The sequence below is a fragment of the Agrobacterium sp. ICMP 6402 genome (assembly GCF_009498615.1).
In the GTDB taxonomy this organism is placed as follows: domain Bacteria; phylum Pseudomonadota; class Alphaproteobacteria; order Rhizobiales; family Rhizobiaceae; genus Agrobacterium; species Agrobacterium burrii.
On the sequence record NZ_QSNV01000007.1, the window covers coordinates 192,679 to 215,748 of the forward strand.

The 23,070-nt window shown below is 58.1% G+C and carries 19 protein-coding genes; 10 read left to right on the forward strand and 9 right to left on the reverse strand.

Annotated elements, in window-relative coordinates; translation table 11 throughout:
- Positions 1-34: 34 nt before the first annotated feature.
- On the reverse strand, positions 35-877 hold the full coding sequence (locus tag DXT96_RS18845) for a LysR family transcriptional regulator (RefSeq protein ID WP_153515937.1): 843 nt from the start codon (positions 875-877) through the stop codon (positions 35-37).
- A 98-nt stretch (positions 878-975) separates the two neighbouring features.
- Between DXT96_RS18845 and DXT96_RS18850 the strand changes: the two genes are divergently transcribed.
- The 3 genes from DXT96_RS18850 to DXT96_RS18860 all read left to right on the forward strand — a co-directional run bounded on the left by DXT96_RS18850 (position 976) and on the right by DXT96_RS18860 (position 4,200).
- Positions 976-2,229, forward strand: coding sequence for an MFS transporter (locus DXT96_RS18850; RefSeq protein WP_371418919.1), 1,254 nt, complete (start codon positions 976-978; stop codon positions 2,227-2,229).
- 355 nt (positions 2,230-2,584) lie between these two features.
- Positions 2,585-3,535, forward strand: coding sequence for an MYG1 family protein (locus DXT96_RS18855; RefSeq protein WP_153515938.1), 951 nt, complete (start codon positions 2,585-2,587; stop codon positions 3,533-3,535).
- 146 nt (positions 3,536-3,681) lie between these two features.
- Positions 3,682-4,200, forward strand: a complete 519-nt coding sequence (locus DXT96_RS18860; protein ID WP_210251592.1) for a hypothetical protein — start codon at positions 3,682-3,684, stop codon at positions 4,198-4,200.
- A gap of 105 nt (positions 4,201-4,305) precedes the next feature.
- Here the strand turns inward: DXT96_RS18860 and gst are convergent, their stop codons facing one another.
- The 4 genes from gst to DXT96_RS18880 all read right to left on the reverse strand — a co-directional run bounded on the left by gst (position 4,306) and on the right by DXT96_RS18880 (position 7,582).
- Positions 4,306-5,004 carry a glutathione S-transferase gene (gene gst / locus DXT96_RS18865; protein WP_153515940.1) on the reverse strand — a complete coding sequence of 233 codons (699 nt, stop codon included), beginning with the start codon at positions 5,002-5,004 and terminating at the stop codon, positions 4,306-4,308.
- Between the two features lie 236 nt (positions 5,005-5,240).
- Positions 5,241-5,537 (reverse strand): hypothetical protein, encoded by a 297-nt coding sequence (locus DXT96_RS18870; protein ID WP_153515941.1) that lies wholly within the window; start codon positions 5,535-5,537, stop codon positions 5,241-5,243.
- Positions 5,538-5,571: 34 nt separating this feature from the next.
- Positions 5,572-5,754 carry a hypothetical protein gene (locus tag DXT96_RS18875; protein ID WP_153515942.1) on the reverse strand — a complete coding sequence of 61 codons (183 nt, stop codon included), beginning with the start codon at positions 5,752-5,754 and terminating at the stop codon, positions 5,572-5,574.
- 139 nt (positions 5,755-5,893) lie between these two features.
- Positions 5,894-7,582, reverse strand: a complete 1,689-nt coding sequence (locus DXT96_RS18880; RefSeq protein WP_153515943.1) for a dihydroxyacetone kinase family protein — start codon at positions 7,580-7,582, stop codon at positions 5,894-5,896.
- Between the two features lie 264 nt (positions 7,583-7,846).
- Here DXT96_RS18880 and DXT96_RS18885 point away from each other — a divergent pair, with 264 nt between their 5' ends.
- From DXT96_RS18885 to DXT96_RS18905, 5 genes are all read left to right on the forward strand, one after another.
- Positions 7,847-8,152, forward strand: a complete 306-nt coding sequence (locus DXT96_RS18885) for a hypothetical protein (RefSeq protein ID WP_153515999.1) — start codon at positions 7,847-7,849, stop codon at positions 8,150-8,152.
- A gap of 331 nt (positions 8,153-8,483) precedes the next feature.
- Positions 8,484-10,079 (forward strand): peptide ABC transporter substrate-binding protein, encoded by a 1,596-nt coding sequence (locus DXT96_RS18890; protein ID WP_153515944.1) that lies wholly within the window; start codon positions 8,484-8,486, stop codon positions 10,077-10,079.
- Positions 10,080-10,133: 54 nt separating this feature from the next.
- Positions 10,134-11,057: an oligopeptide ABC transporter permease OppB gene (gene oppB / locus DXT96_RS18895; RefSeq protein WP_149900736.1), complete on the forward strand. Its 924-nt coding sequence runs from the start codon at positions 10,134-10,136 to the stop codon at positions 11,055-11,057.
- The gene (locus DXT96_RS18900; protein ID WP_149900735.1) at positions 11,050-12,180 is read left to right on the forward strand and encodes an ABC transporter permease; all 1,131 of its coding nucleotides are present in this window, start codon (positions 11,050-11,052) and stop codon (positions 12,178-12,180) included. Before oppB ends, DXT96_RS18900 begins: the two co-directional genes overlap by 8 nt.
- A 1-nt stretch (position 12,181) precedes the next feature.
- The gene (locus DXT96_RS18905) at positions 12,182-13,792 is read left to right on the forward strand and encodes an ABC transporter ATP-binding protein (RefSeq protein ID WP_153515945.1); all 1,611 of its coding nucleotides are present in this window, start codon (positions 12,182-12,184) and stop codon (positions 13,790-13,792) included.
- A 120-nt stretch (positions 13,793-13,912) separates the two neighbouring features.
- Here DXT96_RS18905 and DXT96_RS18910 read toward each other — a convergent pair whose 3' ends face one another.
- The 3 genes from DXT96_RS18910 to DXT96_RS18920 all read right to left on the reverse strand — a co-directional run bounded on the left by DXT96_RS18910 (position 13,913) and on the right by DXT96_RS18920 (position 19,084).
- Positions 13,913-14,734, reverse strand: a complete 822-nt coding sequence (locus DXT96_RS18910) for an oxidoreductase (protein ID WP_371418920.1) — start codon at positions 14,732-14,734, stop codon at positions 13,913-13,915.
- A gap of 127 nt (positions 14,735-14,861) precedes the next feature.
- The gene (locus tag DXT96_RS18915) at positions 14,862-17,975 is read right to left on the reverse strand and encodes an efflux RND transporter permease subunit (RefSeq protein WP_153515947.1); all 3,114 of its coding nucleotides are present in this window, start codon (positions 17,973-17,975) and stop codon (positions 14,862-14,864) included.
- Positions 17,975-19,084 (reverse strand): efflux RND transporter periplasmic adaptor subunit, encoded by a 1,110-nt coding sequence (locus DXT96_RS18920; RefSeq protein WP_153515948.1) that lies wholly within the window; start codon positions 19,082-19,084, stop codon positions 17,975-17,977. Before DXT96_RS18920 ends, DXT96_RS18915 begins: the two co-directional genes overlap by 1 nt.
- Before the next feature lie 97 nt (positions 19,085-19,181).
- Here DXT96_RS18920 and DXT96_RS18925 point away from each other — a divergent pair, with 97 nt between their 5' ends.
- A complete protein-coding gene (locus DXT96_RS18925; RefSeq protein ID WP_149900720.1) occupies positions 19,182-19,760 on the forward strand; it encodes a TetR/AcrR family transcriptional regulator in 579 nt (192 codons plus the stop codon).
- A gap of 115 nt (positions 19,761-19,875) precedes the next feature.
- Entirely contained in the window at positions 19,876-21,174 is a 1,299-nt protein-coding gene (gene fabF / locus DXT96_RS18930; protein ID WP_153515949.1) for a beta-ketoacyl-ACP synthase II, read from the forward strand.
- Between the two features lie 489 nt (positions 21,175-21,663).
- Here fabF and DXT96_RS18935 read toward each other — a convergent pair whose 3' ends face one another.
- The gene (locus tag DXT96_RS18935; protein WP_153515950.1) at positions 21,664-23,043 is read right to left on the reverse strand and encodes a hypothetical protein; all 1,380 of its coding nucleotides are present in this window, start codon (positions 23,041-23,043) and stop codon (positions 21,664-21,666) included.
- Between the last annotated feature and the right edge of the window lie 27 nt (positions 23,044-23,070).

A 23,070-nucleotide genomic window follows, 5' to 3' on the forward strand; every position in this document is an offset into this window, starting at 1 on the left:
ATTTCTTCGCGCTTCCGGCCAGCCGCACGCCAGATCAGGATGATCTAAATGCCCCGGTGATGCGTCGAAGCACGGCGTTCGCACTGTCGCCGGTAACCGTCGAAATCATCACGACATCCAGTTTCGGAAGCTCCGGCAGCACTCGGCTCCTGACCTGCCGCACACCGGCGGGGGCTGCACTTTGCGCCAGAAGTGCTACGCCAATCCCGGCTTCGGCCGCGGCTCCGACCGCGGTTGCGCCGGTGCCGACAAACACTTCTCGCCAGGGGATATCCGCCGCCTCCAGCGCCCGAAGGGCCATGGCGCGCAAATTGCAGGGTTCGGGTTGAAGTACCAGCGGCAGCGGGGCGTTTGAAGGCAGATCAAAATCCGCGCTGCAATACCAGCCAAAGCTCTCCTGAAACAGAGGCTCGCCATCCCGGCGGATATCATCGTGCCGCAGCACGACGATCGCGTCGAGTTCTCCGGCGTCATAAAGGTCAAGCAGGGTTCTTGTGCCGGCCGTGCGAAGATGAAGCGTCACGCTCGTCTCGCGCTCGCTGACCACCCGAAGTATCCGAGGCAGGTCGGCCCCGATCAGATGATGGGTGACGCCGATCGCCAGACGCGTTGGCTCCTGCCCAAAGACATCAAGCGCACGACGACCGGCAGCGACATAGGCGCGTGCCGGCTCCAGAAAGCGTTCGCCTGCAGCCGTCAACCGCACCCGGCGTGGCGTCCGCTCGACGAGGCGATGCCCCAGCAGGTCTTCGAGCCGGCGCAAGCGCAGGGATATGGCCGCCTGCGTCGTATTCATAACGCCTGCAACCCGCGTGAACGACTGCAATTCGGCAACAAGAAGAAAAGCCTCGACGGCTTCAGGATCCAATGAGCGCATGCTTGCATAACAAACTGTTATCGCTGAAACTTGCAAGCGCGTAATTCTGTCGGCTGAACAGAAAGGTTACTGCACGAAAACCCTGATAGGAGCCTTTCGTGTCGTCACAGATTTCTTTCTCCTCGCCCCCACCCGCGTCCGCGACCGATCCCCGCATCTGGGCAGTCCTTGCCGTGGCGGTCGGAACGCAAACCGCAGGTTCATTCGTATCGCAGGGTATTTACATTCTCGTGCCCTTCTGGCGGGAAGCATTCGGGGTCTCCCTTGCATCCGCATCGCTTGCCGTGACCGTCATGAACGGTGTCCAGATCGCGACAATGTTCATGCTCGGCCGCGCCATTGATATTCACGGTGAACGTCGCATCGTCGGCATTGCCATGCTCGGCATGGCGATCGCCATGGCCTGTGCGGCGGCATTCGCAGACAGCCTGCCCGCGCTGCTTGTTTGCATCGCTTTTCTGGGCGGCACCTATGCGGCCGTTCAACCGGGCGGCACGCGGGCGATCATGCGCTGGTTCCCGCCTGCCAAACGCGGCATTGCCACAGGGTTTAGGCAAGCAGCGGTTCCCTTCGGAACAATGATCGCCGCCGCTCTCCTTCCTTTCATGGCGGTGAACTACGGCTGGCATGCCGCAGCATGGCTTTGCGCCGGGGTTTCCATCGTCGGCGCTGTGCTCTTCTGGGGGCTGTATCGCGAGGGCGGCGATTTGGCCGCAAAAACCGAGCGCCCGCTTCCTCTGGCAAAACTCGTCCGCATCGTCGGACAGGATCGCAGCTTCTGGCCCATATTGCGGCTCGGTATCGCCATGTCCGCTTTTCAATTCACCCTGACCGCACACATCATCGGCTTCATGGCGGATGGATTGGGGCTAGGCCTCTTCGTCGCTTCTTCGATGTTTGCCGCCACACAGCTTGCTGGCATTCCCGGCCGTATTCTCCTGCCATGGCTCAGCGACCGTTTCCGGCCCGGTCTTCGCGGCCAATCCTTTGGCCTGGTATCCGTCATTGCCGCCGGCGCGGCCACAATCCTTGCGCTTCTTCCCATCGGCACTCCGCCGCCGGTGATCCTCCTGGTGCTCGTCATATTGGGTATATTCGGGATCGGCTGGTTTCCGCTTTACCTTCTGCAGATTGCCGAGAGCGCACCGAAAGGTTCGATAGCATCGACAATCGCCTTCGCGTCCACGATCTGTTTGGGTGTGATGGCAATTGGTCCCTATCTCTTCGGGCTGCTGGTTGATGGTTTTGGCTATGGGGCGGCATGGGCGGTACTCATCTTGCCGGTGGTTGTGACGGCCCTGCCCCTGGCAATCTCGCTGCGCCCCTCGATAGCCCAAACCGGCTCCTCGTGAAAAGACTGAATAAAGACGCCGATCAAAACCTCTCTGAGACGCCGCAACAGGTGGAAGAGGCTTGCCGCGGCGATGGAAATCTACGCAGCCTGCATCAAACAAGCCACAGATCTAGATGTCGGCTCTGCACTGGGCGCTGGCGCATCGCGTGGGCTGGGAGCGGCTTTGCGGCAAGCTTCACCCCCGCTACGGCATTGTCATATGGGTCAAAACGAAAACCAAATATCCGGGAACGTACAGCATATCATTGCTTTTGGTCTCTATCGCGAATGGCGGGTTGAGATGGCGTCCGGCACAGGGTATCAGATGCCCGGCCCAAAGCGGGCCTTCCGCAAGCAACAAGGCGTATCCTGACATGATCCCGGACTTCCTCGTCACCCATTCCGGTGGCTTCCATGCTGACGAACTTCTGTCCAGCGTCGTGTTGACCCGGCTTTTCCCGCAGGCCCGCCTCGTTCGCAGCAGGGCAGCCGAATGGATCACACCCGGCGCGGACCGCATCATCTACGACGTCGGTGGTGCTTATGACCCAGCGGGCAGGATCTTCGACCACCACCAGCGCGGCGCACCGTTGCGGGATGACGGTCAGCCCTATAGTTCATTCGGCCTGATCTGGAAGCACTTCGGCCGGGACTATCTTGCCGCCTCTGGCGTTCCACAAGAACATGTCGAAACCGTCCATGCATCGTTCGATACCAGCTTTGTGCTGCCGGTCGACCTGGTCGACAATGGCGCGCTCAGCCCGTCCATCGCTGGGCCACTTGCCGGGCTAACGCTGCCTGTTTTACTGGAAACCCTGAAGCCCGTTTTTGACGAGACAGATCCCGACGCGGACAATCGCAGTTTCCATGCAGCGCTGGCCATTGCCCGCAGCTTCATCGAGGCGAGAATAGCCAACAGCGCTGCAAAATTGCGGGCTGAGGCGCTTGTGAAACAGGCTATCGTGGATGCCGGTGAAGGGCATATTCTGGAACTACCGGTGGGAATGCCGTTTCGGTCCGCCATCGTGAAGTCGGGTGCCGACCACCTACTTTTTGTCGTTCATCCCCGCAACAACGACTGGTGCCTGACCGGTATCCGCCGCGCGGATGAGGGCTTCGAGCTGCGGGCAGATTTGCCGGTGGCCTGGGCCGGCCTGACGGACAAAAATCTCGAAGCGGTTTGTGGCGTCGAAGGCGCGAGCTTCTGCCACAACGGCCGGTTTGTCGCGGCGGCCAAAACCCGCGATGCCGCGCTGGCCATGGCGGAGTTGGCGGTGAAAGAAGCACTCTCCCTCGGCAATGAAGCGACAGCGACAAAGCTGTGACATTAAGAGGATGAGCATCGTCATGTTCTGATGGTTTGGGAAAAGGCTCCTCGGATATCGACAAGTGGAAACTTTGGTGCTCCAAGCAAAGGTGATACCTGACGCATCTCGGCCAATAAACGACAGGCAAACTCTAAGGATCGCCTATGCTTGCTTTCACACACCTTCGTCACGGCGCGGCCGTAATGTGCGCCGCCTTCGCTGTGCTTCAAGTCGGGAGCGCTGCGGCGGCGGAAGCGGATCCCACATTTTATGACGCGGCGTTGTGCAATCCTCCTTACTCGATGACATCCGCGACCGAGATTTACGATGCAGCGGAAAAGCTTGCAAAACCCGATACATCGTCACTGGGCGCCGCAATCTACACGCTTCCGTTTCAGATTGGCCGCGATGGATTTGAAAGTGAGGAAGTGTTTTTCGCCAATGGCGCAGTCGGTGTTTTGATCAAGGGCCAGCGCGCCGACGATCTGGCGGCGAAATATAATCTGAAGCCAGAAACCTCCGACCTGATGGGCACATCCAGCAAAGGCTACGCCCGGGAACTTTCGCAGGACCTGCAGCCCCCGGAAGATCTGGCTGGCCCGGGGAAAGTTTCCATTGTGGCCCGGGAAGGTGACGCTCTAGGCGGTAAGACCCTGTTGGCTTGCGAATTCGCAGCGGACTGAATAACGCTTCCGTGGAAGGACCGCCACACAAGACTTTTGCGACCAGTTGCCTAGTTAGGCTTCAAGGCTTGGAGCCACGCAGCGGGTTGTCCGATACATTCACCGTTAGCCGGCAACTTTTCGGAGCGATTTTTCAATCTCTCCTCCGCAATAAGCCTCACCATAGTTTTCAAAACTCCGGCGGTTCAAGAGCGCCAGCGGAGCCGTATTCCCCACCCGCTTGGAAAGCCCCCAGATGACTGGCGAGGTGTCTTCGATGATGCCTTTAATGACCGGAAAGCGTTCAGCCACCGTCGTCCAAAGGAGGGCGGTGACTATATCTGCGACGCCGGGTTTTTCCGGTCCGAGCATAAATCCGGAATCAGCAGTCAGGCCGTTTCTTGCTCCGGTATCCTCGAAAATACGGATCCACTTCTTCAAACGAGGGCCGAACTCCGCCCATTTTTCTGGCGTCCACATCTCGCGCCCCCCACTGAGCGTCAGCTCATCAAGGACGTCGTTGGCGTCGTTTACGACTTTGGCACTAAGCGCGCGGCCCTCGGCAGCGGCCGGCAAAATATTCAGCCGCTCACCCAGATAGAGGGCGATTGCCGGCATCTGAGAGATTGCGAAATGGCGCTCGCGATCAATCAAAACCGGCGGCCCCATGAAAGCTATCGGCTGTCTCCCCACCTCACGATGCATCATATCGTCTATCGCATCGACACCATGTTCATCCCAGGAGCATCCGCCATGGGCCAGAATTCCCCTGATGAACTGACCTCTAAACGGAACTGGCCAGTAATAAAGGTCGAAGTCGCTCATGTCGTCCTCCTATATGTTACGTAAACCACTAACGGGGCTGGCGATTGCCAGTTCCCCCCCGCATTGCGCTGAAAGCAAACACGGGAATTCGACGACCTGCTGCAAGCAGCTGGTCGTTCAAATTTTGACGCATTACGGGTGATGACGACCGGGCGCGCTTGGGCTCAAGCTGTAAGCACCGCAGCACTTTCGGTTCATTGCATTTGCTACTTGCTCCACAGATGTCAGCCACGGCTTCAATCCGTTGGGTCGAAGATCAGGCGTATCAGAGTTCCGTCAGTCGCCGCGGCACTAATTGCTTTTGCAATCAACCGGAGCGGTCCGCGCGCGACGAGTGTCTCCGGCAAAGGTTTTTTTCCATGGCCCGGATCGATAAAGGCTGAACACTCGTCATCCGAATTCAACATTGCCATGAACGATGTTGCAACGACGTGTTGGCCGCAAGCGGCGCATCGCAGAATATACGAACCGAAATGGATGACAGGTTCAGTCTCGTCCAATCCGCACGAGGTGCAGACCAGCATCGTGTTCATGCTAAATATATCCCGAGCACAGCTGACGATGCCCCTATGACGCAGCGGTCAAAATGATCGCGATACCGATCAGCATCGGTCCCATCCACTTGAAATGACGATCCACCGGTAACTGCTGCGCGGGGTTTTTCGATAGGGGCAAATAGCCAAAACCCACTGCGGTCATCCACAGACCGGCGCAGAACATGATGAATTCGTCGATATAAGCTGCAATCATGACTGCTCCCAGCTACGAGTGGAGGTGAAACAATGTCCATCATCAGCCGCCATTGCTCAAATTAAAATCCCACCAGCGCGCAGGGTGAGGGTAACGCGCAGACGGCACGTATTTGTTGCAGGCGACCCGCCCCCACCAGCTAATTGTTCCCGATTGCTTCAAGCCAGATGCTGACGGCGACCGCGCCCGCGTCGGGGTGCCCGACAGCCCGTTCGCCGAGATAGCTCGCGCGCCCGAGGCGCGGCTTCATGGAAGTCGTCGCCTCCGCACCCGCAACGCCCGCCGCCACTGCGGACCACCAGGCCTCTTCGGTCGGAGCACCCGCTGCAAGTTTATCCCGAAACGTTTCTGCCGCCGGATGAAGCGCATCTATCATCGTGCGGTCCCCTGGCTTCGCACCGCCAAGTTCCGAGATCGCGATAACCGCCGCTACAAATGCTTCCGCCATCTGCTGAGCCGTCGGGCGTTCAATCCCGGCAAGATGGCGCGAGGCGCGCATCAGCGCCGTAGCGTAAAAGGGTCCGGAACTTCCGCCAATCGCCTTGCGCATCGCGTTTGCCATCGCCATCAGCCCATCGGAGACGTCTCCGAATTTTTCCTTTGGCAGTGCAAGTATCGCCTCGGCACCACGAACCATGCTTGCGCCAAGGTCACCGTCACCCGCAACACTGTCCAGCTGCGTCAGTTTGGGCTCTGCTGCAATCAAGGCTTTGGCAATCCGATCTGCGGTGGAGTGCAGTCGATCGCCGGCTGCGGTCATCCTGTTTCCGACAGGCAGGCTCTTCTCGGCACTTGCCGAGGGCAGGATCCGCTCGCGGTTCACCACACCGCCGCGTGGCCATGCGCTGGCATCGGTTGGCGCATCGATGAGGCTGAGCGCTGCGTCGTCGACATGCATGAGCGACAACGAAAAACCCGGCATGTCCAGAGCGGAAAGAAAGGTGCCGGCCCACGCCCGGTCAACCACGACACCCTTTTCTTCCAGTTGCGTGACCGCAGATCGCGCCACGATCGCGAGTTCCATTGGCGGCGTCGATCCCAGCCCGTTGACCAGCAACGCAACCCGGTCCCCGCTCTTTAGCCTGCTGTCGGCTTCGATCGTTTCGAGGACCAGTTTCACAAGCTCGTCCGCCGATGCAATAGGCATCCGCCGGACGCCCTGCTCGCCATGAATTCCGAGACCGACTTCGATTTCAGCTTCGCCAAGCACAAAGCCCGGCCTGCCTACGGCGGGCAGAGTGCAGGAACCCAGCGATACCCCCATGGAGGATATTCTTTCGGCAGCGTAGCGTGCAATCCGGGCCACCTCTTGCAGCGAAAGTCCCCGCTCCGCGGCCGCGCCGGCGAGCTTGTGAACAAACACCGTGCCCGCAATACCGCGGCGACGGTCAGCGGGAACCGTGTCCTTTAACGCGACATCATCGGCAACGACCACAATCTCGACCGGAATTCCTTCAGCCCTTGCCAATTCGGCCGCCAGTCCGAAATTCAGCCGGTCACCCGTGTAGTTCTTGACAATGACCAGAGCGCCAGCGGGTCCAGCCCCAGCCCTGATACCGGCAAGAACCGCATCGGTGCTTGGCGATGTGAAGACGTCGCCTGCCACGGCGACAGTCAGCATGCCCTCGCCGACATAACCTGCATGAGCCGGCTCATGTCCACTGCCCCCGCCCGACAGAACCGCCACCTTGCGCTTTTCCGTTTCCGGAAGGCCAGAGCGGATAACCACGTTCTCGTCTGCAAACAGGACTGTCGCAGGGCTGAGCGTCACCACACCTTCGAGCATGTCCCGCACAACGGTGGATGGGTCGTTGATGAGCTTCTTCATGCCGTATTCCTCTTTTCAGGTCGCCGTTTGCTGTTGAGGACGAGCCGTGCCCCCTGCTGGCCCTGAACAAGCACGATCTCCCGGCCGATTTCAAGCTCGGGCGTTCGTCACTTGCGAACCGCTGCCCAATAAAATGTCGTGAGAAAATACCCTGCATAAATGGGCTGCTGGTTTGCAAACCAATCAGCGCATCATGCGCAAAGTTTGAGTTGACCGTTTTAAGTGGTGAGGTGACACTTGCAGCAATGGACAGGGAGGAAGATGATGGACGACGCACAGCAATGGCGCCAAATGGCAAGTGCGCCGAAAAACGGCAACCGGATCCTCGTAACCATACGCTCGTCAGAACAGGGACCAGCCCAGGTAGATCTTGCGTATTGGGCGAAGAGCGACCGGTTCGGTGCAGAAGGCTGGCGCGCTTCAGACTCGTTACCAGGCCGGATTATCGAATACGCTGAGCCGGAATTGAAGTGTTGGATGCCCGTCCCCTCTGCCAATGCCGATGGTCTCGCAATGCCATCCCCCTGGAAAGGTGAGGACGATCGCGAACTCGATGGATCGGGGATATAACGGAGCGTACCGCCATATTTCGATCGTCGCACGCAGGCTCGATGGCAGCCATCTCCAGTATCGCGGCGAGCGGGATAAAGGGATAGCGCGTTGAGGAGTTAGGACGTGAACCACTCGGCCGCCGAGAGTATGCACCTTCAATATGGAACAACCTGGCGCGGGATAGACCCAAAACAAAGTATTTTATACGGAGTAGCTGGGTCCAGCGGGGGGGTGCCTCGCACATAAGTAAAACTTGTGGTTTCCTCATCAACTCACAATTTATTGTGGTTGCACTCCGGAGCAATTTGGCCTTGTTTGTGGACTCAAAATATTCACGGGGAAAGAAACAATGTCGATAAAAACAACAACACGCGCCACTCTGCTGGTAGGATCGCTTCTGTTTGGTGCCAGTTCCGCGTTTGCAGAAACAGTTCTGCATCGTGGCAATGCCGGCGAACCACAGACGCTCGATCAGGCACAGACTTCCATCAACATCGAAGCCTTTATCCTGAAAGACCTTTATGAAGGTCTCACCATTTACGATGCCGCCGGCAAGATCGTCCCCGGCACGGCCGAAAGCTGGACGCTGTCTGAGGATGGCACTGTCTACACGTTCAAACTGCGTGCGGATGCGAAGTGGTCGGATGGCACCCCGGTAACGGCCGGAGATTTTGTTTTCTCCTACCAGCGTGTCGAAGACCCAAAGACCGCCGCAAAATATGCAAATATTCTTTACCCGATCAAGAACGCCGAAAAGATCAACAAGGGCGAGGTTCCGGTTGACCAGCTTGGCGTCAAGGCGGTGGATGACAAGACCCTTGAGATCACACTCGAGCGCCCGACACCTTTCTTCCTTGAACTCCTTTCTCACCAGGCGGCTCTGCCGATCTCCAAGGCAAGCTACGAAAAGAATGGCACCGACTTTGTAAAGCCCGGCGTCATGGTCTCGAATGGTGCCTACAAGCTCGAAGCGCATGTTCCCAATGACAGTTTGACCGTCGTCAAGAACACCAGTTTCTGGGATGCATCCAACACCAAGATCGACAAGGTCATCTTCTACCCGATCGACGATCAGGCCGCATCCGTTCGTCGTTTCGAAGCAAAGGAAATGGACCTCGCCTACAACTTTTCCGCAGACCAGATCGACCGTCTGCGCAAGGCCTACGGCGAACAGGTTCACGTTTCGCCGACGCTTGCCACCTATTACTACACCTTCGACACCCGCGAAGCGCCTTATAACGATGTCCGTGTCCGCCAGGCGCTCTCCATGGCAATGGACCGTGATTTCCTCGCCAAGGAAATCTATAGCGGTTCTCAGATTCCGGCCTACTCCATGGTTCCTCCGGGCATGGATTCCTACAAAGAGCCGGCAAAGGCCGACTTTGCCACGCTGTCGCAGCTTGATCGTGAAGACGAAGCCCTCAAGCTCATGAAGGAGGCTGGTTACGGTGAAGGCGGCAAGCCGCTTTCCATCGAAATCCGTTACAATACCAACCCGAACCATGAACGTGTCGCAACAGCTATCGCGGATATGTGGAAGAACACCTTCGGCGCGAAGGTGTCGCTGGTGAACCTCGACGTCGCCTCGCACTATGGCTACCTTCAGGAAGGCGGCAAATTCAACGTGGCGCGTGCCGGTTGGGTTGCCGACTATGCCGACGCCGAAAACTTCCTGGCGCTTTCGGTATCTTCCAACAAGACCTTCAACTATTCCAAGTTCAACAACGCCGAATATGACGCGCTGATGCAGAAATCCTACGACGAGAAGGATCCCGCAGCTCGCTCCAAGCTGCTGCATGAGGCAGAAACCATCCTCATGAAGGAACAGCCGGTTGTTCCGCTTTTGACGCAGGCCGATCTTTGGCTGGTTTCCAACCGCGTCAAGGGTTGGGTCGACAATGCTGCTAACGCACACCTCAGCCGCTTCCTGAGCGTTTCCGAATAAGCAGCGTCGGCACGGTGGCTCATCCCACCGTGCCATGCCGGAGCCTGAAAAACCATGATCTCGTTTATCCTGCGCCGTTTGGCGAGTGCGGTGCCGACTTTGTTTATCGTCGTCACGATTTCGTTTTTCCTGATGCGTTTCGCGCCGGGCGGTCCGTTCAATCTTGAACGTCCCCTGCCGCCGCAGACGATGGAAAACCTGATGAGAACCTATCATCTGGATGAGCCGTTATGGCGCCAGTATCTCATCTACCTCGGCAATGCCGTCACCGGCGATTTCGGGCCGAGCTACGTCTACAAGGACAATACCGTCGCGCAGTTGATCGGCAAGGGTCTGCCTTATTCGCTGGAACTCGGCAGCTATGCTCTTTTGCTGGCGTTGGTGGGCGGCGTTCTTGCCGGCACCCTGGCCGCGCTCAGGCAGAATAGTGCCTTTGATTTTTCGATCATGTCCATTTCAACGGTCGGCGTTACCGTGCCGAACTTCGTTGTCGCCCCTGTTCTCACGCTCGTCTTTGCCGTTTTGCTCGGGCTTCTGCCCGCCGGCAGCTGGGGAGACGGATCACTGCGATATCTCATCCTTCCGATGATCGCGCTCGCTTTACCGCAGCTTGCGGTTATCGCGCGTCTGACACGCGGTGCAATGATCGAAGCTTTGCGGATGGACCATATCCGCACCGCCAAGGCTTACGGTCTTCCGGCGCGCAACGTGGTGGTGTTCCACGCCATGCGCGCGGCGATGCTTCCGGTCGTTTCCTATCTGGCTCCCTGCGCTGCAGCGCTGTTGACGGGTTCGGCTGTCATCGAGACGATCTTCACTATTCCGGGTGTCGGCCGCTACTTCGTTCTTGGCGCGATCAACCGTGACTATACCTTGGTGATGGGAACCGTCGTTCTCGTCGCCATTTTTGTCATCCTGTTCAATCTCGTGGTCGATATTCTCTACGGCCTGCTTGATCCGAGGGTCAGACATGACTGATATTTCCGGGAACATTGCCGATAAACCACCGGTGAAAAGCCGAAGCCTGTTCCAGCTGGCAGCCCTGCGTTTCAGACGAAACAAGGCCGCCATGGCGGGGTCCGTCATGCTGCTGCTGATCACGCTTTTCTCGTTCATTGGTCCGCATTTCCTGACACACACCTATGATCAGGTGTTTTCGTCCTATGTCTCCGTCCCGCCAAGCCTCGAGCCACGACCGGACGTAAACAACCTTCAGGGCGTCATGGAAGGTGTGGCAGGCCGCGCGCGCGTCGAACTGAAAGAATTTGCCGTCGAAGGGCAAAACTTCACCGCAACGGTTACCTCCAGCAGCCAGATCGACCCACGCACGACACGCTATTTCGACCGCGCCAACGAATTCGAAAACACGAAGGTCGTTGCAACGGAAGACGATGGTCGAACGCTGAAGCTGGAAGGCGACGTCAACCGCGAATACTTCCTCTTCGGTACAGACTCGAACGGTCGCGACATGCTGGCGCGGGTGATGCTGGGTGGGCAAATCTCGATCGCCGTCGGCGTTCTGGCCAGCCTCGTTTCGCTCGGGATCGGCGTTTTTTACGGCGCAACTGCGGGGTATATCGGCGGGCGCGTCGACAATGTGATGATGCGTTTCGTCGAAATCCTCTATTCGCTGCCCTTCGTTTTTCTGGTGGTCGTTCTGGTGGTCTTCTTCGGCCGCAGTTTCATCCTGATTTTCCTGGTCATCGGTGCAGTCGAATGGCTGGATATGGCGCGTATCGTCCGTGGCCAGACGCTTGCCTTGAAACGGCGGGAATTTGTGAGTGCCGCACAGGCTTTGGGTTTGAGCGACTGGCAGATCATCCGCCGTCACATCATTCCCAATACGATCGGGCCTGTCGTCGTGTTCGTCACGGTTGTCGTGCCCAAGGTCATTCTTCTGGAAAGCTTCCTCTCCTTCCTCGGCCTTGGCGTACAGGCGCCGCTGACGAGCTGGGGGGCGCTGATTTCCGAGGGTGCCAACAATATCCAGTCGGCCCCGTGGCTGCTGATATTTCCGGCGATCTTCTTCGTGCTGACCCTGTTTTCGCTCAATTTTGTGGGTGACGGGTTGCGTGATGCACTCGATCCCAAGGATCGTTGACATGAATACGACATCTGAAACCATCCTCACCGTCCGTGACCTCAAGGTTGAATTCACAACGCCCGATGGCACGGTGAATGCCGTCAAGGGCATCGAGCTCGATGTCAAACAGGGTGAAACGCTTGCCGTCGTCGGAGAATCCGGTTCCGGCAAAAGCCAGACCATGATGGGCATCATGGGACTGCTTGCATCCAACGGCATTGTCGAGGGTTCGGCAAAATATCGTGGACGCGAGTTGATCGGCCTGCCGGTCAGCGAGCTCAACAATATCCGGGGTGCGAAAATCACCATGATTTTCCAGGAGCCTATGACCTCGCTCGATCCTCTCTACAGGATCGGCGCGCAAATCGCCGAGCCGATCATTCACCACAGGGGCGGTAGCAAAAAGGAGGCCCGCGCACGCGTTCTCGAGCTCCTGAAGCTTGTGGGAATTCCCGATCCGGAGCGGCGTATAGACAGTTACCCGCATGAGCTTTCCGGTGGTCAACGCCAACGCGCCATGATTGCCATGGCTCTCGCAAACGAGCCGGACATTTTGATTGCGGATGAACCAACCACTGCGCTTGACGTGACGATCCAGGCACAGATCCTCGACCTTCTGAAATCATTGCAAAAACGCTTCGGCATGGCCGTCGTCCTCATCACGCATGATCTCGGTGTTGTCCGCCATTTCGCCGACCGCGTCGCAGTCATGCGCCGCGGGGAAATCGTCGAGGCCGGCACGACGGAAGATATCTTCGATCGCCCGCAGGCTGACTACACCCGGATGCTTCTCGATGCAGAACCCAGCGGACACAAGTTGCCAGTCGGTAAAGAGGCGCCTGTCGTTCTCTCCGGGAGTAACGTGACGGTCGATTATAAAATTGCGGGTGGCTTCCTGTCGAAATGGAGCAAGTTTCGGGCTGTCGATGACGTTAATCTCAGCCTTCGCCAGGGACAAACCATCGGCATCGTCGGCGAGTCCGGATCTGGTAAGTCCACCCTCGGTCGCGCGCTTCTGGGGCTTACCCATTCCAAGGGCCGCATTTTCTTCGGCGAGACGGAAATCAGTGGCCTTGACCGAAAGGCCATGCGGCCATTACGGCAGCATTTGCAGCTTGTATTCCAGGATCCCTATGGTTCGCTTTCGCCAAGACAGACGGTCGGAGAGATAATCACTGAAGGTCTGTTCGTGCATGAGCAACAACTGAGCCGCGCGGAGCGGGACAAGCGGGCAATAGAAGCACTGAAAGAAGTCGGTCTGGATCCAGCCACCCGCAACCGCTACCCGCACGAGTTTTCAGGCGGGCAACGTCAGCGCATCGCAATTGCCCGTGCGATCATCCTCAAGCCCGATGTCGTCATTCTCGATGAACCTACATCTGCGCTGGACCGGTCCGTTCAGGGACAGGTTATCGATCTGCTGCGTGATCTGCAGAAGACGCATGGCCTTTCCTACATCTTCATCAGCCACGACCTTTCTGTCATCAAGGCCATTTCGGACTACGTGATCGTCATGAGAAACGGGAAGATTGTGGAGGAGGGAGAAACAGACGCGATATTCAACAGGCCGACGGCTGAATATACCGAAACACTCATCAAATCAGCGTTTTCGGCGGAAGCAGCACCATAGATTATCGGCCAGCTGAGCAACAGCCTGTATACTTTACCCCTGATAAGGCATGCCCTTGGAAGAGTACTGCGAGGCCGAGCGGCATGTTGCCTCGCAGTCCCAACTCGAGCTTGACCCGATTTATGAAGACCTCACTTTTCCAAAACCGAAAGTCTTCCGCAGGCTTCCATCGACAGCCTTTGCCGGCATGAAGCTGCGCAGTCGACTGAGAAGGGTTGCCTGGCCGCCAACTGGCTGGCGCATTTTGTACGGCCCCTCAATGCCAGCCAGTATCTTTGCCGCAACCAATGTCGGCGCGGGAGCCGATTTGATTTGTGCCTGTACTGTCTGGATGGTCGCTTCGGCCTGCGGGGCATAGACACCCAGCGGCGCTTCCGTGTGTGCAGCATTCACATCGAGGTTCGTATTTGTGAACGTCGGCTCCATGAGGATGACACGAACGTTAAAATCTCGGATCTCGTGATCGAGAGATTCGGACATACCCTCGAGAGCGTGTTTGCTGCTCGCATAAATGCCCATGAATGGCGCCGGCAGAAAGCCCAGAACAGAGCTTATATTAATGATAAGTCCGCTGCGTGCCGCCCGCATTGACGGCAGGGCGGCCCGGATCATGCGAAGTGGACCAAGAAGGTTCACATCGAAAACCCGTCCTGCTTCAGCAGGCGTGGTATTTTCGACAGGCCCGACCAGCGAGACGCCCGCATTGTTGATGAGGACGTCAATCCTGCCCGCCTCGGACAATACCCAGTCGATAAAACTTGAAACCGATGCGTCGTCGGTCACATCTACGGCCCCGAATTTTACGCCGGGGATAGATTTAGCGCGGTTGGGGTCACGCGCACCGCCGAATACGCGGTAGCCTTTCTGCGCCAGAAGACGAGCGGTGGCTTCGCCTATGCCTGACGACGCCCCTGTTATCACGATCACTTTCTGTTCGGCCACCGTGGCCTCCTTCATTTTCTGGTTGTTTTGGTAAGGACTGCTGGCGTGTCCGGGCAGACCGAGGCGGCTGCACCAGGCACGATAGATGCGAGTTGAAATTCATCAGGTTTGGAGATGCCGGGTGAGATCACTCTGCCGCCATCGCGAGCACCGGATTGGGAACGTGTTCTTCCGATTGGAGCTGGTTCTCACCCTTGGGCGGCTTGATGCGGAACCATGCCGCGTAAAGTGCTGGAAGAAACAGCAGGATCATTACGGTCCCGACAGCCGTTCCGCCGATCAGCGTATAGGCCATCGATCCCCAGAAGACCGAATGCGTCAGCGGGATGAAGGCGAGGACGGCTGCGAGTGCTGTCAGGATAACGGGTCGCGTTCTCTGCACGGTCGCTTCGATGACGGCATGGTAGTCATCCAGACCAGCGGCCTGATTTTCCTTGATCTGCTCGGTCAGGATCAGCGTATTACGCATGAGGATACCGGCCAGACCAATCAAGCCGAGGATGGCGTTGAAGCCGAAGGGCTGGTTGAAAATCAGCAACATCGGCACCACGCCGGCAAGGCCGAGCGGTCCCGTCAGCATCACCATCGTCATCGTCGACAGGTTGCGGACCTGAAGGATGATGACGATGAGCATGGCGGCGACCATGGCCGGGAAAATCTTCACCAGCGCCCCATTCGCCTTGAGGGACTCCTCGATATTGCCGCCCATTTCGATGCGGTAGCCGACGGGAAGCGAGGCGATCAACGGCTGAAGGGCCTTGAAGACCTGCTGCGACACTTCCGGCGGCTGGGTTGCCTCGTTTATATCGGAGCGGATGGTGATGACCGGCGTGCGGTCACGGCGTTTCATGATCGGCTCCTCGAAACGGATTTCGGAATGACCGATCTGGTCGAGCGGAACCGGGCGACCGTTTCTGCTCATCAGCGAGAAATCCGAAAGCCTTGAAGGATCGAGCCGGTTTTCGCCGGCGCTGCGCGCCACCACGGGAACATTGCGGATATTTTCGCGAACCTGCGTGATCGGTACGCCACTCAGCAGCAACTGCATCTGCTGCGCAGCCTCGGCGGGAGAGAGGCCGATAAGGTTGAGCCGATCCTGATCCGGGATGAACCGCAGCACAGGCGTGCGGTTGCCCCAGTCGCGGTTGGGCTGGCGAACGTCGGGTACGGTCTTCATGATGGCGAGCGCTTGGTCGGAGATCTTGTACAATTCGTCCGGATCAGGCCCCATGATGCGGAACTCCACGGGAAATGGCGTATAGGGACCGAAGACGAGCTGTGTGACACGCACGTTCGCTTCCGGAGCTAGTCCGCTGGAAACCGCTTCCCGAAGACGATGCTTGAGCGCCTCACGCGTATGGGCGTCGGATGTCAGCACGACGATCTTGGCGAAAGCCGGATCCGGCAATTCGGGCGCCATGGCGAAGAAGAAGCGCGGCGCGCCCTGACCGACATAGCTTGTCGCGATCTTCGTTTCGGGTTGCTTTTTCAGCCAACCCTCGAGTTTCGCGACGGTCGCCGTCGTCGTCTCGATGCTGGTGCCTTCCGGCATACGCACTTCCACCAACACTTCGGGACGATCCGACGTCGGAAAGAACTGCTGCTTGACGGACCCCATGCCGACAACGGAGGCGGCCATGATGACGGCAACGAGACCGCAGGTCAGGAACTTGTGGCGTACGGCAAATTCTATGAGGCTGCGAAGTCGCCGGTAATTCGGGGTGTTGTAGATGGCGTGGTGACCGCCTTCCACCGGTTTGATCTCAGGCAGCATCTTGACGCCGAGATAGGGCGTGAAGATCACCGCAACGAACCAAGATACGATCAAAGCGAAGCCGACAATCCAGAAGATGTTGCCGGCATATTCACCGGCGGCGGATTTGGCAAACCCCACCGGCATCAACCCGATGATGGTGACGAGTGTGCCGGAGAGCATCGGGGCAGCCGTGTGGCTCCAGGCGTAGGCGGCCGCCTTGATGCGGTCCATGCCTTCTTCCATCTTCACCACCATCACCTCGATGGCGATGATGGCGTCGTCCACGAGCAGCCCGAGCGCCAGAATGAGCGCGCCGAGTGTGATGCGGTCGAAGAACCGCCCGGTTTCCAGCATGATCAGGAAGACGACGCCGAGCGTCAACGGAACCGCGAGTGCGACGACAATGCCGACGCGCCAGCCAAGGCTGACGAGGCTCACGAACAGGACGACGCCGAGCGCCATGGCGAATTTCAGCATGAATTCGCCGACGGCTTCCTGAATGTTGACCGCCTGATCGCTGACTTTGGCGAGTGTCATGCCGAGCGGCAGAGTTTGCGCAATCGTCGAAGACCGGTCTTCCAGCGCCTTGCCGAGTTCCAACCCGTTCCAGCCCTGCTGCATGACAACGCCAAGCATGATGGCGGGTTCGCCCTCGTGGCGGATGAGATAGGTGGCGGGGTCCTGATATCCACGCCGCACTTCGGCGAAATCCGACAGCTTCAGGACACGTCCGCCCGCAACGATGGGCGTCTCGGCGATCGATTCGACGCTGTCATAGGCGCCATCGAAGCGAATGAAGACCTGCGGACCCTGCGTATCGATCGAGCCCGCCGGGGTGACGGTATTACGCCGTTGCAGGGCGGAAGCGATGTCCTGCGCCGAAATCCCCAGCGTGGCCAGCTTGGAATAGGAGAATTCCACGAAAATCTGTTCCGGCTGCTCGCCTAGAATGTTGATCTTTTTCACGCCCGGAACGTGAAGCATGTCCTGACGGATCGTCTCGGCCTGCCGCACGAGATCGCGCATCGCCATGCCCTTGGCTTTCAGGGCATAAAGCGCGAAGCTGACATCGGAATATTCATCGTTGACGAAGGGGCCGACGACACCGGGAGGCAGATTGCGGGCTTCATCGCCAAGTTTCTTGCGCGCCTGATAAAATTCGCCTTCGACGGCGGACGCCGGCGTATCGTCTCTGAGCGTAACGGTCAGGAAAGCGTAGCCCGGCCGTGTGGTCGTCTCCACGCGATCGTACCAGGTCAGTTCCTGAAGGCGCTTTTCGAGCGGTTCGGCGACCAGATCCTGCATTTCGCGCGCAGTCGCCCCCGGCCAAACCGAGGTAACCGTAAGTGTCTTGATGGTGAATGACGGATCTTCGGCTCGTCCAAGCTTGACGAAGGCGTAGGCGCCAGCGGCAGCCAGCAGGACAATGAAGAACAGGGTGACGGCCCGCTCGCGAACGGCGAGCGCGGAAAGGTTGAAGCTCATCAGTTTGCCGCCTCTGCTTTTTCAACGCCGGTGCGCACGCTTGCGCCCTCCTGGAGCAGATGTGCTCCAAGGGCGACGACCGTCTCCCCTGCCCGAAGGCTCGAAACGATGGCCTTTTCCTCGCCGATCCGTTCGACCTTCACTTCGCGAAAACGAACGCTTGAGGATTGTTCATCGACGACCCACACGCCCGTGCGCGTGCCGTCATCCAGAAGCGCACCGATGGGAACTTCGGCGTGCGCCAGCGCGTCCTTATTTTCCACGTTTATCGTAACCGTTGCCCCAAGCGGCGCGGATGCCGCCGCCCCCTGCAATACCCAGCGCGTTTCATAGGTTCTGGTTTGAGGGTCGGCAGCATCGGATATCTGGCGGAGCACCGCTTTCTCCTGCCCGCCGCGGCCATAGACAGCGGCCTGCGCAACGGCACCAATTTCGGGCCTGAGATTTTCCGGCAACCAGACGAGTGCTTCGCGCGGCCCTGCTTTCGCAAGTCTTATGACCGGCTGGCCTGCCGAGACCACCTGCCCCGGTTCGCCGAGTGTTTCGACGATCGTACCATCTCCGCCCGCCACGAGCAGAGCATAGGTCGCCTCGTTTTCGGCCACGGCTGCGTCAGCCTTCGCTGCAGCAAGTTGCGCCGTGGCCGTATCCAGAGTGGCTTTCGCCCTTTCATACTGCTGGGTGGACGAAGCCTGAGATTTGACAAGAACGGCAAAGCGCTTCTCGTCGGCCTGAGCCTGTACGAACGTTGCCTGCGCGGCCGCAACCGCATTGCGTTTGGCGGTCAGAGCAAGCCGAAGATCGGTCTCGTCAATCCGCATCAATGGCTGTCCCGCTTTCACCTCTTCACCAAGTTCGGCGAACCGCTCGACGATCTTGCCCGGAACCCGAAAACCCAGATCGCTCTGTACCCGGGCTGCAACAGCTCCGGTAAAGCTGCGGTTTATCGTGTTCGGGGTCGTGGCCTTGGCCACACTGACGAGTGGAGCAAGACTGCGTGGATCTGCAGCCGCCGCCTGCCTTTCCGTCGGCACCATCAGGAAAATCACCGTGGCGACACCGAGGATGGCAGCCACTGCCACGGTTGAGAGGAGAATTTTTCGTTTCATGGGACTGGCCTTTTTCACAGTGGTGCCATAATTCTTAGATTGCTATCAAACTCTAAAACATATATAGATGTCAAATGAAATCTAATTGGAGGTCCACATGAGAGTGAGCCGCGCACAGGCCGAGGAAAATCGGGACAGGGTGATCACCGTCGCAAGCCGACTGTTTCGGGAACACGGGTTCGACGGAATCGGCCTGAAGGATTTGATGAAAGGCGCCGGCCTTACCCAGGGCGGCTTCTACAAACAGTTCACATCGAAGGACGATCTTGCTGCCCTTGCATCCAGACGCGCGCTGGAAAGCGCCACAAGACGATGGTCCGCCGCGGCCGCAGACACCTCAGATCCGCTCGAAGCTGTTATGGCGTTCTATCTTTCCAGAGATCACAGGGGAGAAAAGGCGGAAGGTTGCCCGCTCGTTGCACTGGGGGCGGACGCGGCCCGACAGAGTGTGGAAGTTCGGCGTCCGTTCGAGGATGGCATTCGCGCGCACTTCGAGGTGCTGGATGAGCTCATGGGAGACGCTGATAATTCTGGCCCCAGCGAAAAGGCCATGGCGATACTGTCCATGATGGTGGGTGCCGTCACGCTCTCCCGCATCATCGAGGACGAAAGCCTGTCGCAACGCGTCCTGGACGCAGCCGCTGGCGAAGCCAGACGTATTGCCCGCAGTGACTGAGGGCATTTCAGGCTCCGCATAAAGCGCATGTTTTTTGAGACTGGTCCTGAGCTTCATTCAGGTCGGGGGCCGAAGGCATGCCTATTTTTAAATTTCAAAGACAGGTGGAAAGCAGATGCGTCGTATAGTTGTCACAGGTATGGGAGCTGTCAGCCCCCTTGGAGCAAACGTCGATATTTCCTGGGCGCGCCTCGTTGCGGGCCAAAGCGGCATTCGCCGGCTGGGTGACGATGTTGTCGGGGATATTCCTTCGAAAGTAGGCGGCGTTATCCCCTCTATCAGCGAAGACGCGGAAGGCGGCTTCGATCCGGACAGGATCGTTGCGCCAAAGGATCAACGCAAGGTCGACCGCTTCATCATCTTGGCGCTGGCCGCCGCAGAGGAAGCGCTGGCGCAGGCAAATTGGAAGCCGGCCTCGAATGAAGAAAGGCTACGCACCGCGACGATCATCGCATCCGGCGTCGGCGGCTTCCCCGCGATTACAGAGGCGGTGCGGACCGTCGATCAGCGCGGTGTACGTCGTCTCTCTCCTTTCACCATTCCGTCGTTCCTCGTCAATCTCGCAGCCGGCCAGGTCTCGATCCGGCATGGCTTCAAAGGTCCGCTTGGAGCACCCGTGACGGCATGTGCTGCCGGCGTTCAGGCGATCGGCGATGCCGCAAGGCTGATCAAATCCAATGAAGCTGATATTGCGATCTGTGGCGGGACGGAAGCCTGCATGAACATCGTCAGCCTCGGCGGTTTTGCAGCAGCAAGATCGCTCTCGACAGGTTTTAACGACACCCCAGCCAAAGCATCGCGTCCCTTCGATACGTCGCGTGACGGCTTCGTCATGGGCGAAGGCGCCGGCATCCTCGTCATAGAGGCTCTGAGCCACGCTCTTGCCCGCGGGGCAACCCCGATTGCAGAACTCGTCGGTTACGGAACGACGGCCGACGCCCATCACATCACCTCCGGTCCCGAAGACGGAAGCGGGGCGCGCAGAGCCATGGAAATCGCCATCGCGCAGGCCGGCATTGCCCCATATGAAATTGGCCATCTAAATGCTCATGCAACATCGACACCAGTGGGAGACCTGGGAGAGATCAGAGCCATAAAAAGTCTATTCGGCCAGAAAAAATCTATTGCTGTCAGTGGCACCAAGTCAGCGACAGGACATCTGCTTGGCGCGGCCGGAGGACTTGAAGCCATCTTCACGATCATGGCGCTTAAAAACCAGATCGCACCTCCGACACTGAACCTGAACACGCCGGATCCCGAAGCCAGCGGCATCGATTTCGTCGCAAACGAAGCACGATCCCTGGACGCTAACTATGCGATATCCAATGGCTTCGGTTTTGGCGGCGTCAATGCCAGCGCGCTTTTTCGCCGCTGGCCAAAGGGAAACAACAGCCGGACATCGCCCTTGAGCTAACGCTCATCGTCACATCCGTAGAACCACCACGCTGCTCAAGCAATCGCGACACCCAAGAACCTCCTGAAAACTGGAGGGAAGATGAGGCTCAGGTCACACTAGCTGTGTGCCAGGACATTTTGAACGCAAAAAGGACTCCGAGTTTTCTCGAAGCCCTTTGATAAGTCTCATAAATTCTGGTTGCGGGGCCTGAACGCACGGAGGCTTGTAAATTCGCCGCTCTTGATGGAAACCGAACCGGCGTTCCTTGATACAGCTAAGCTAACCCGTTGGATTGATATGACTGAAGCGTTCGGACACTTGAACGGCGGCAGCATAGGCACCTCAAGGCTGGCAAATCGCCGCTTCGGGTCTCCTGCCATCTTCCGCTTCGCGCCAACAACGGACATTCGCGTCAGACGATGCACTGTCCGATTTAGGGCGACTCCTGTCGCAAGATTCGTCACTCATGTCCAAAACACAAAGCTGCCAAGCTAGGCCGGGAAGCCTTCACGCCACCTCAACGTCAGAGGATTCCATTCCTTGCGCGATCAGCGGCACAGGAGACTTCGACTGAAGGTGGGAAGCGTTAAGTCGCCGAGCCACAATATCATGGTTGAGCCATAGGACGGGACCGGAGGGTTCGGAAGATTCGCCGAAAATCAGCTGCCCGGTCGCCTTCACAACGAGGCCGCTGAGGAGGTCGCTGATCATCAACTTTCTATCGCGATGCATCTGGGTGATCTCATTGGACGTGCCGATGGTCAAATCGGCCTGTGCCTGGCTGTTTGCCATGGGCCAGGCCGAAAAATCATAGAATGGACGCATGACCTCGCTGGCCTGCATGGCGGCGATCTTGCCGAAGACGTCTTCCATAGTTAAGCCATCGACCAGCAACTGCTCGCAGGCCTGCCAATGTTCGTCTGCCCATTGGCCACCGTTTTCTTTCTTCAACGCAAGCAGCAGCGGTATCAGGGGCAACTCGATACCCGTGAACACATCGGAAGAATTGGTCCGGATTTCGGGACAATTATAGACAGTTGCCTTGACCCCTGCCGCCCAAGCTTCCTCTGCAATGCCTTCGAGCCGCATCTTTGCATAGCCCTGCGTGTAGTTGGTGTAGGTCTGCCAACGATAGCTTCCGTCAATGAGGACGGCTGATCCGTGGTAACCATAGGCTGTATATCGCACCTGTCCGCCCGAAGCCTCCACGCGCTCGCGGATCGCCGTGCTGAAATCAATGAGATGGCGAAAAGTGTTTGCGGAGACATCGTCAAAATTCTGCAGGATGAGTTTTCCCAGGTCACTGTCGAGCAAGGTCTGCGACGACATGTGGCGGGTTCCTGTCCCCTTGTAGATTCGATTGGCGACGACCAGGAATACCTTCGCCTTCGGGATGCCCCCGGCCATTGTGTGGGCGAAGAAAACATTGCGGCCAGCGGCGATCATGCCGTCGAGAACGGCCATGACCTTTGAAAGCGACTCCGTAAAACGCGCAGTGGCAATGTCGCGGCATTGCTCGACATAGTCCCAGTCGAGCTTGTCGTGTTCCCAGCTCTCAAGCGTCATCTTTGCCAGAAGATCGGTGGGCGTTGGGCCGCCTTCGGGCGCATCCAGATCAAAACCCGCCATAAGAGGGATGTTGATGATCCTGCCGCCCAGTTGGGCCTCCGCCGAAGACAGTTCCTCGGCGTCGAGCGGCCGCAGCCCGTTGTTCTCGTCGCGTCGCCCGACCGTGATCCCGACAATCTCCATTCCAGCCCGTCTGGCTTCATCGAGCAAGCCGGTGGCGTATCCGCGGCCGAACAGTTCGCCGAAGAGTACGAAAACATCGCCTTTACGGAAAACCGTGTTTTCGGAAAGATGATTCAGTGCAACCGGATTTTCCATGCTGTCAGCTCTTTGATTCGTGTGTCG

What these genes read in the sequence shown, in the direction of transcription:
- fabF (WP_153515949.1), top strand. Translation starts at nt 19,876, where the DNA reads ATGCGTCGTATAGTTGTCACAGGTATGGGAGCTGTCAGCCCCCTTGGA.
- DXT96_RS18915 (WP_153515947.1), bottom strand. Translation starts at nt 17,975, where the DNA reads ATGAGCTTCAACCTTTCCGCGCTCGCCGTTCGCGAGCGGGCCGTCACC.
- DXT96_RS18845 (WP_153515937.1), bottom strand. Translation starts at nt 877, where the DNA reads ATGCGCTCATTGGATCCTGAAGCCGTCGAGGCTTTTCTTCTTGTTGCC.
- DXT96_RS18890 (WP_153515944.1), top strand. Translation starts at nt 8,484, where the DNA reads ATGTCGATAAAAACAACAACACGCGCCACTCTGCTGGTAGGATCGCTT.
- gst (WP_153515940.1), bottom strand. Translation starts at nt 5,004, where the DNA reads ATGAGCGACTTCGACCTTTATTACTGGCCAGTTCCGTTTAGAGGTCAG.
- DXT96_RS18875 (WP_153515942.1), bottom strand. Translation starts at nt 5,754, where the DNA reads ATGATTGCAGCTTATATCGACGAATTCATCATGTTCTGCGCCGGTCTG.
- oppB (WP_149900736.1), top strand. Translation starts at nt 10,134, where the DNA reads ATGATCTCGTTTATCCTGCGCCGTTTGGCGAGTGCGGTGCCGACTTTG.
- DXT96_RS18860 (WP_210251592.1), top strand. Translation starts at nt 3,682, where the DNA reads ATGCTTGCTTTCACACACCTTCGTCACGGCGCGGCCGTAATGTGCGCC.
- DXT96_RS18925 (WP_149900720.1), top strand. Translation starts at nt 19,182, where the DNA reads ATGAGAGTGAGCCGCGCACAGGCCGAGGAAAATCGGGACAGGGTGATC.
- DXT96_RS18920 (WP_153515948.1), bottom strand. Translation starts at nt 19,084, where the DNA reads ATGAAACGAAAAATTCTCCTCTCAACCGTGGCAGTGGCTGCCATCCTC.
- DXT96_RS18900 (WP_149900735.1), top strand. Translation starts at nt 11,050, where the DNA reads ATGACTGATATTTCCGGGAACATTGCCGATAAACCACCGGTGAAAAGC.
- DXT96_RS18855 (WP_153515938.1), top strand. Translation starts at nt 2,585, where the DNA reads ATGATCCCGGACTTCCTCGTCACCCATTCCGGTGGCTTCCATGCTGAC.
- DXT96_RS18870 (WP_153515941.1), bottom strand. Translation starts at nt 5,537, where the DNA reads ATGAACACGATGCTGGTCTGCACCTCGTGCGGATTGGACGAGACTGAA.
- DXT96_RS18885 (WP_153515999.1), top strand. Translation starts at nt 7,847, where the DNA reads ATGGACGACGCACAGCAATGGCGCCAAATGGCAAGTGCGCCGAAAAAC.
- DXT96_RS18905 (WP_153515945.1), top strand. Translation starts at nt 12,182, where the DNA reads ATGAATACGACATCTGAAACCATCCTCACCGTCCGTGACCTCAAGGTT.
- DXT96_RS18880 (WP_153515943.1), bottom strand. Translation starts at nt 7,582, where the DNA reads ATGAAGAAGCTCATCAACGACCCATCCACCGTTGTGCGGGACATGCTC.
- DXT96_RS18935 (WP_153515950.1), bottom strand. Translation starts at nt 23,043, where the DNA reads ATGGAAAATCCGGTTGCACTGAATCATCTTTCCGAAAACACGGTTTTC.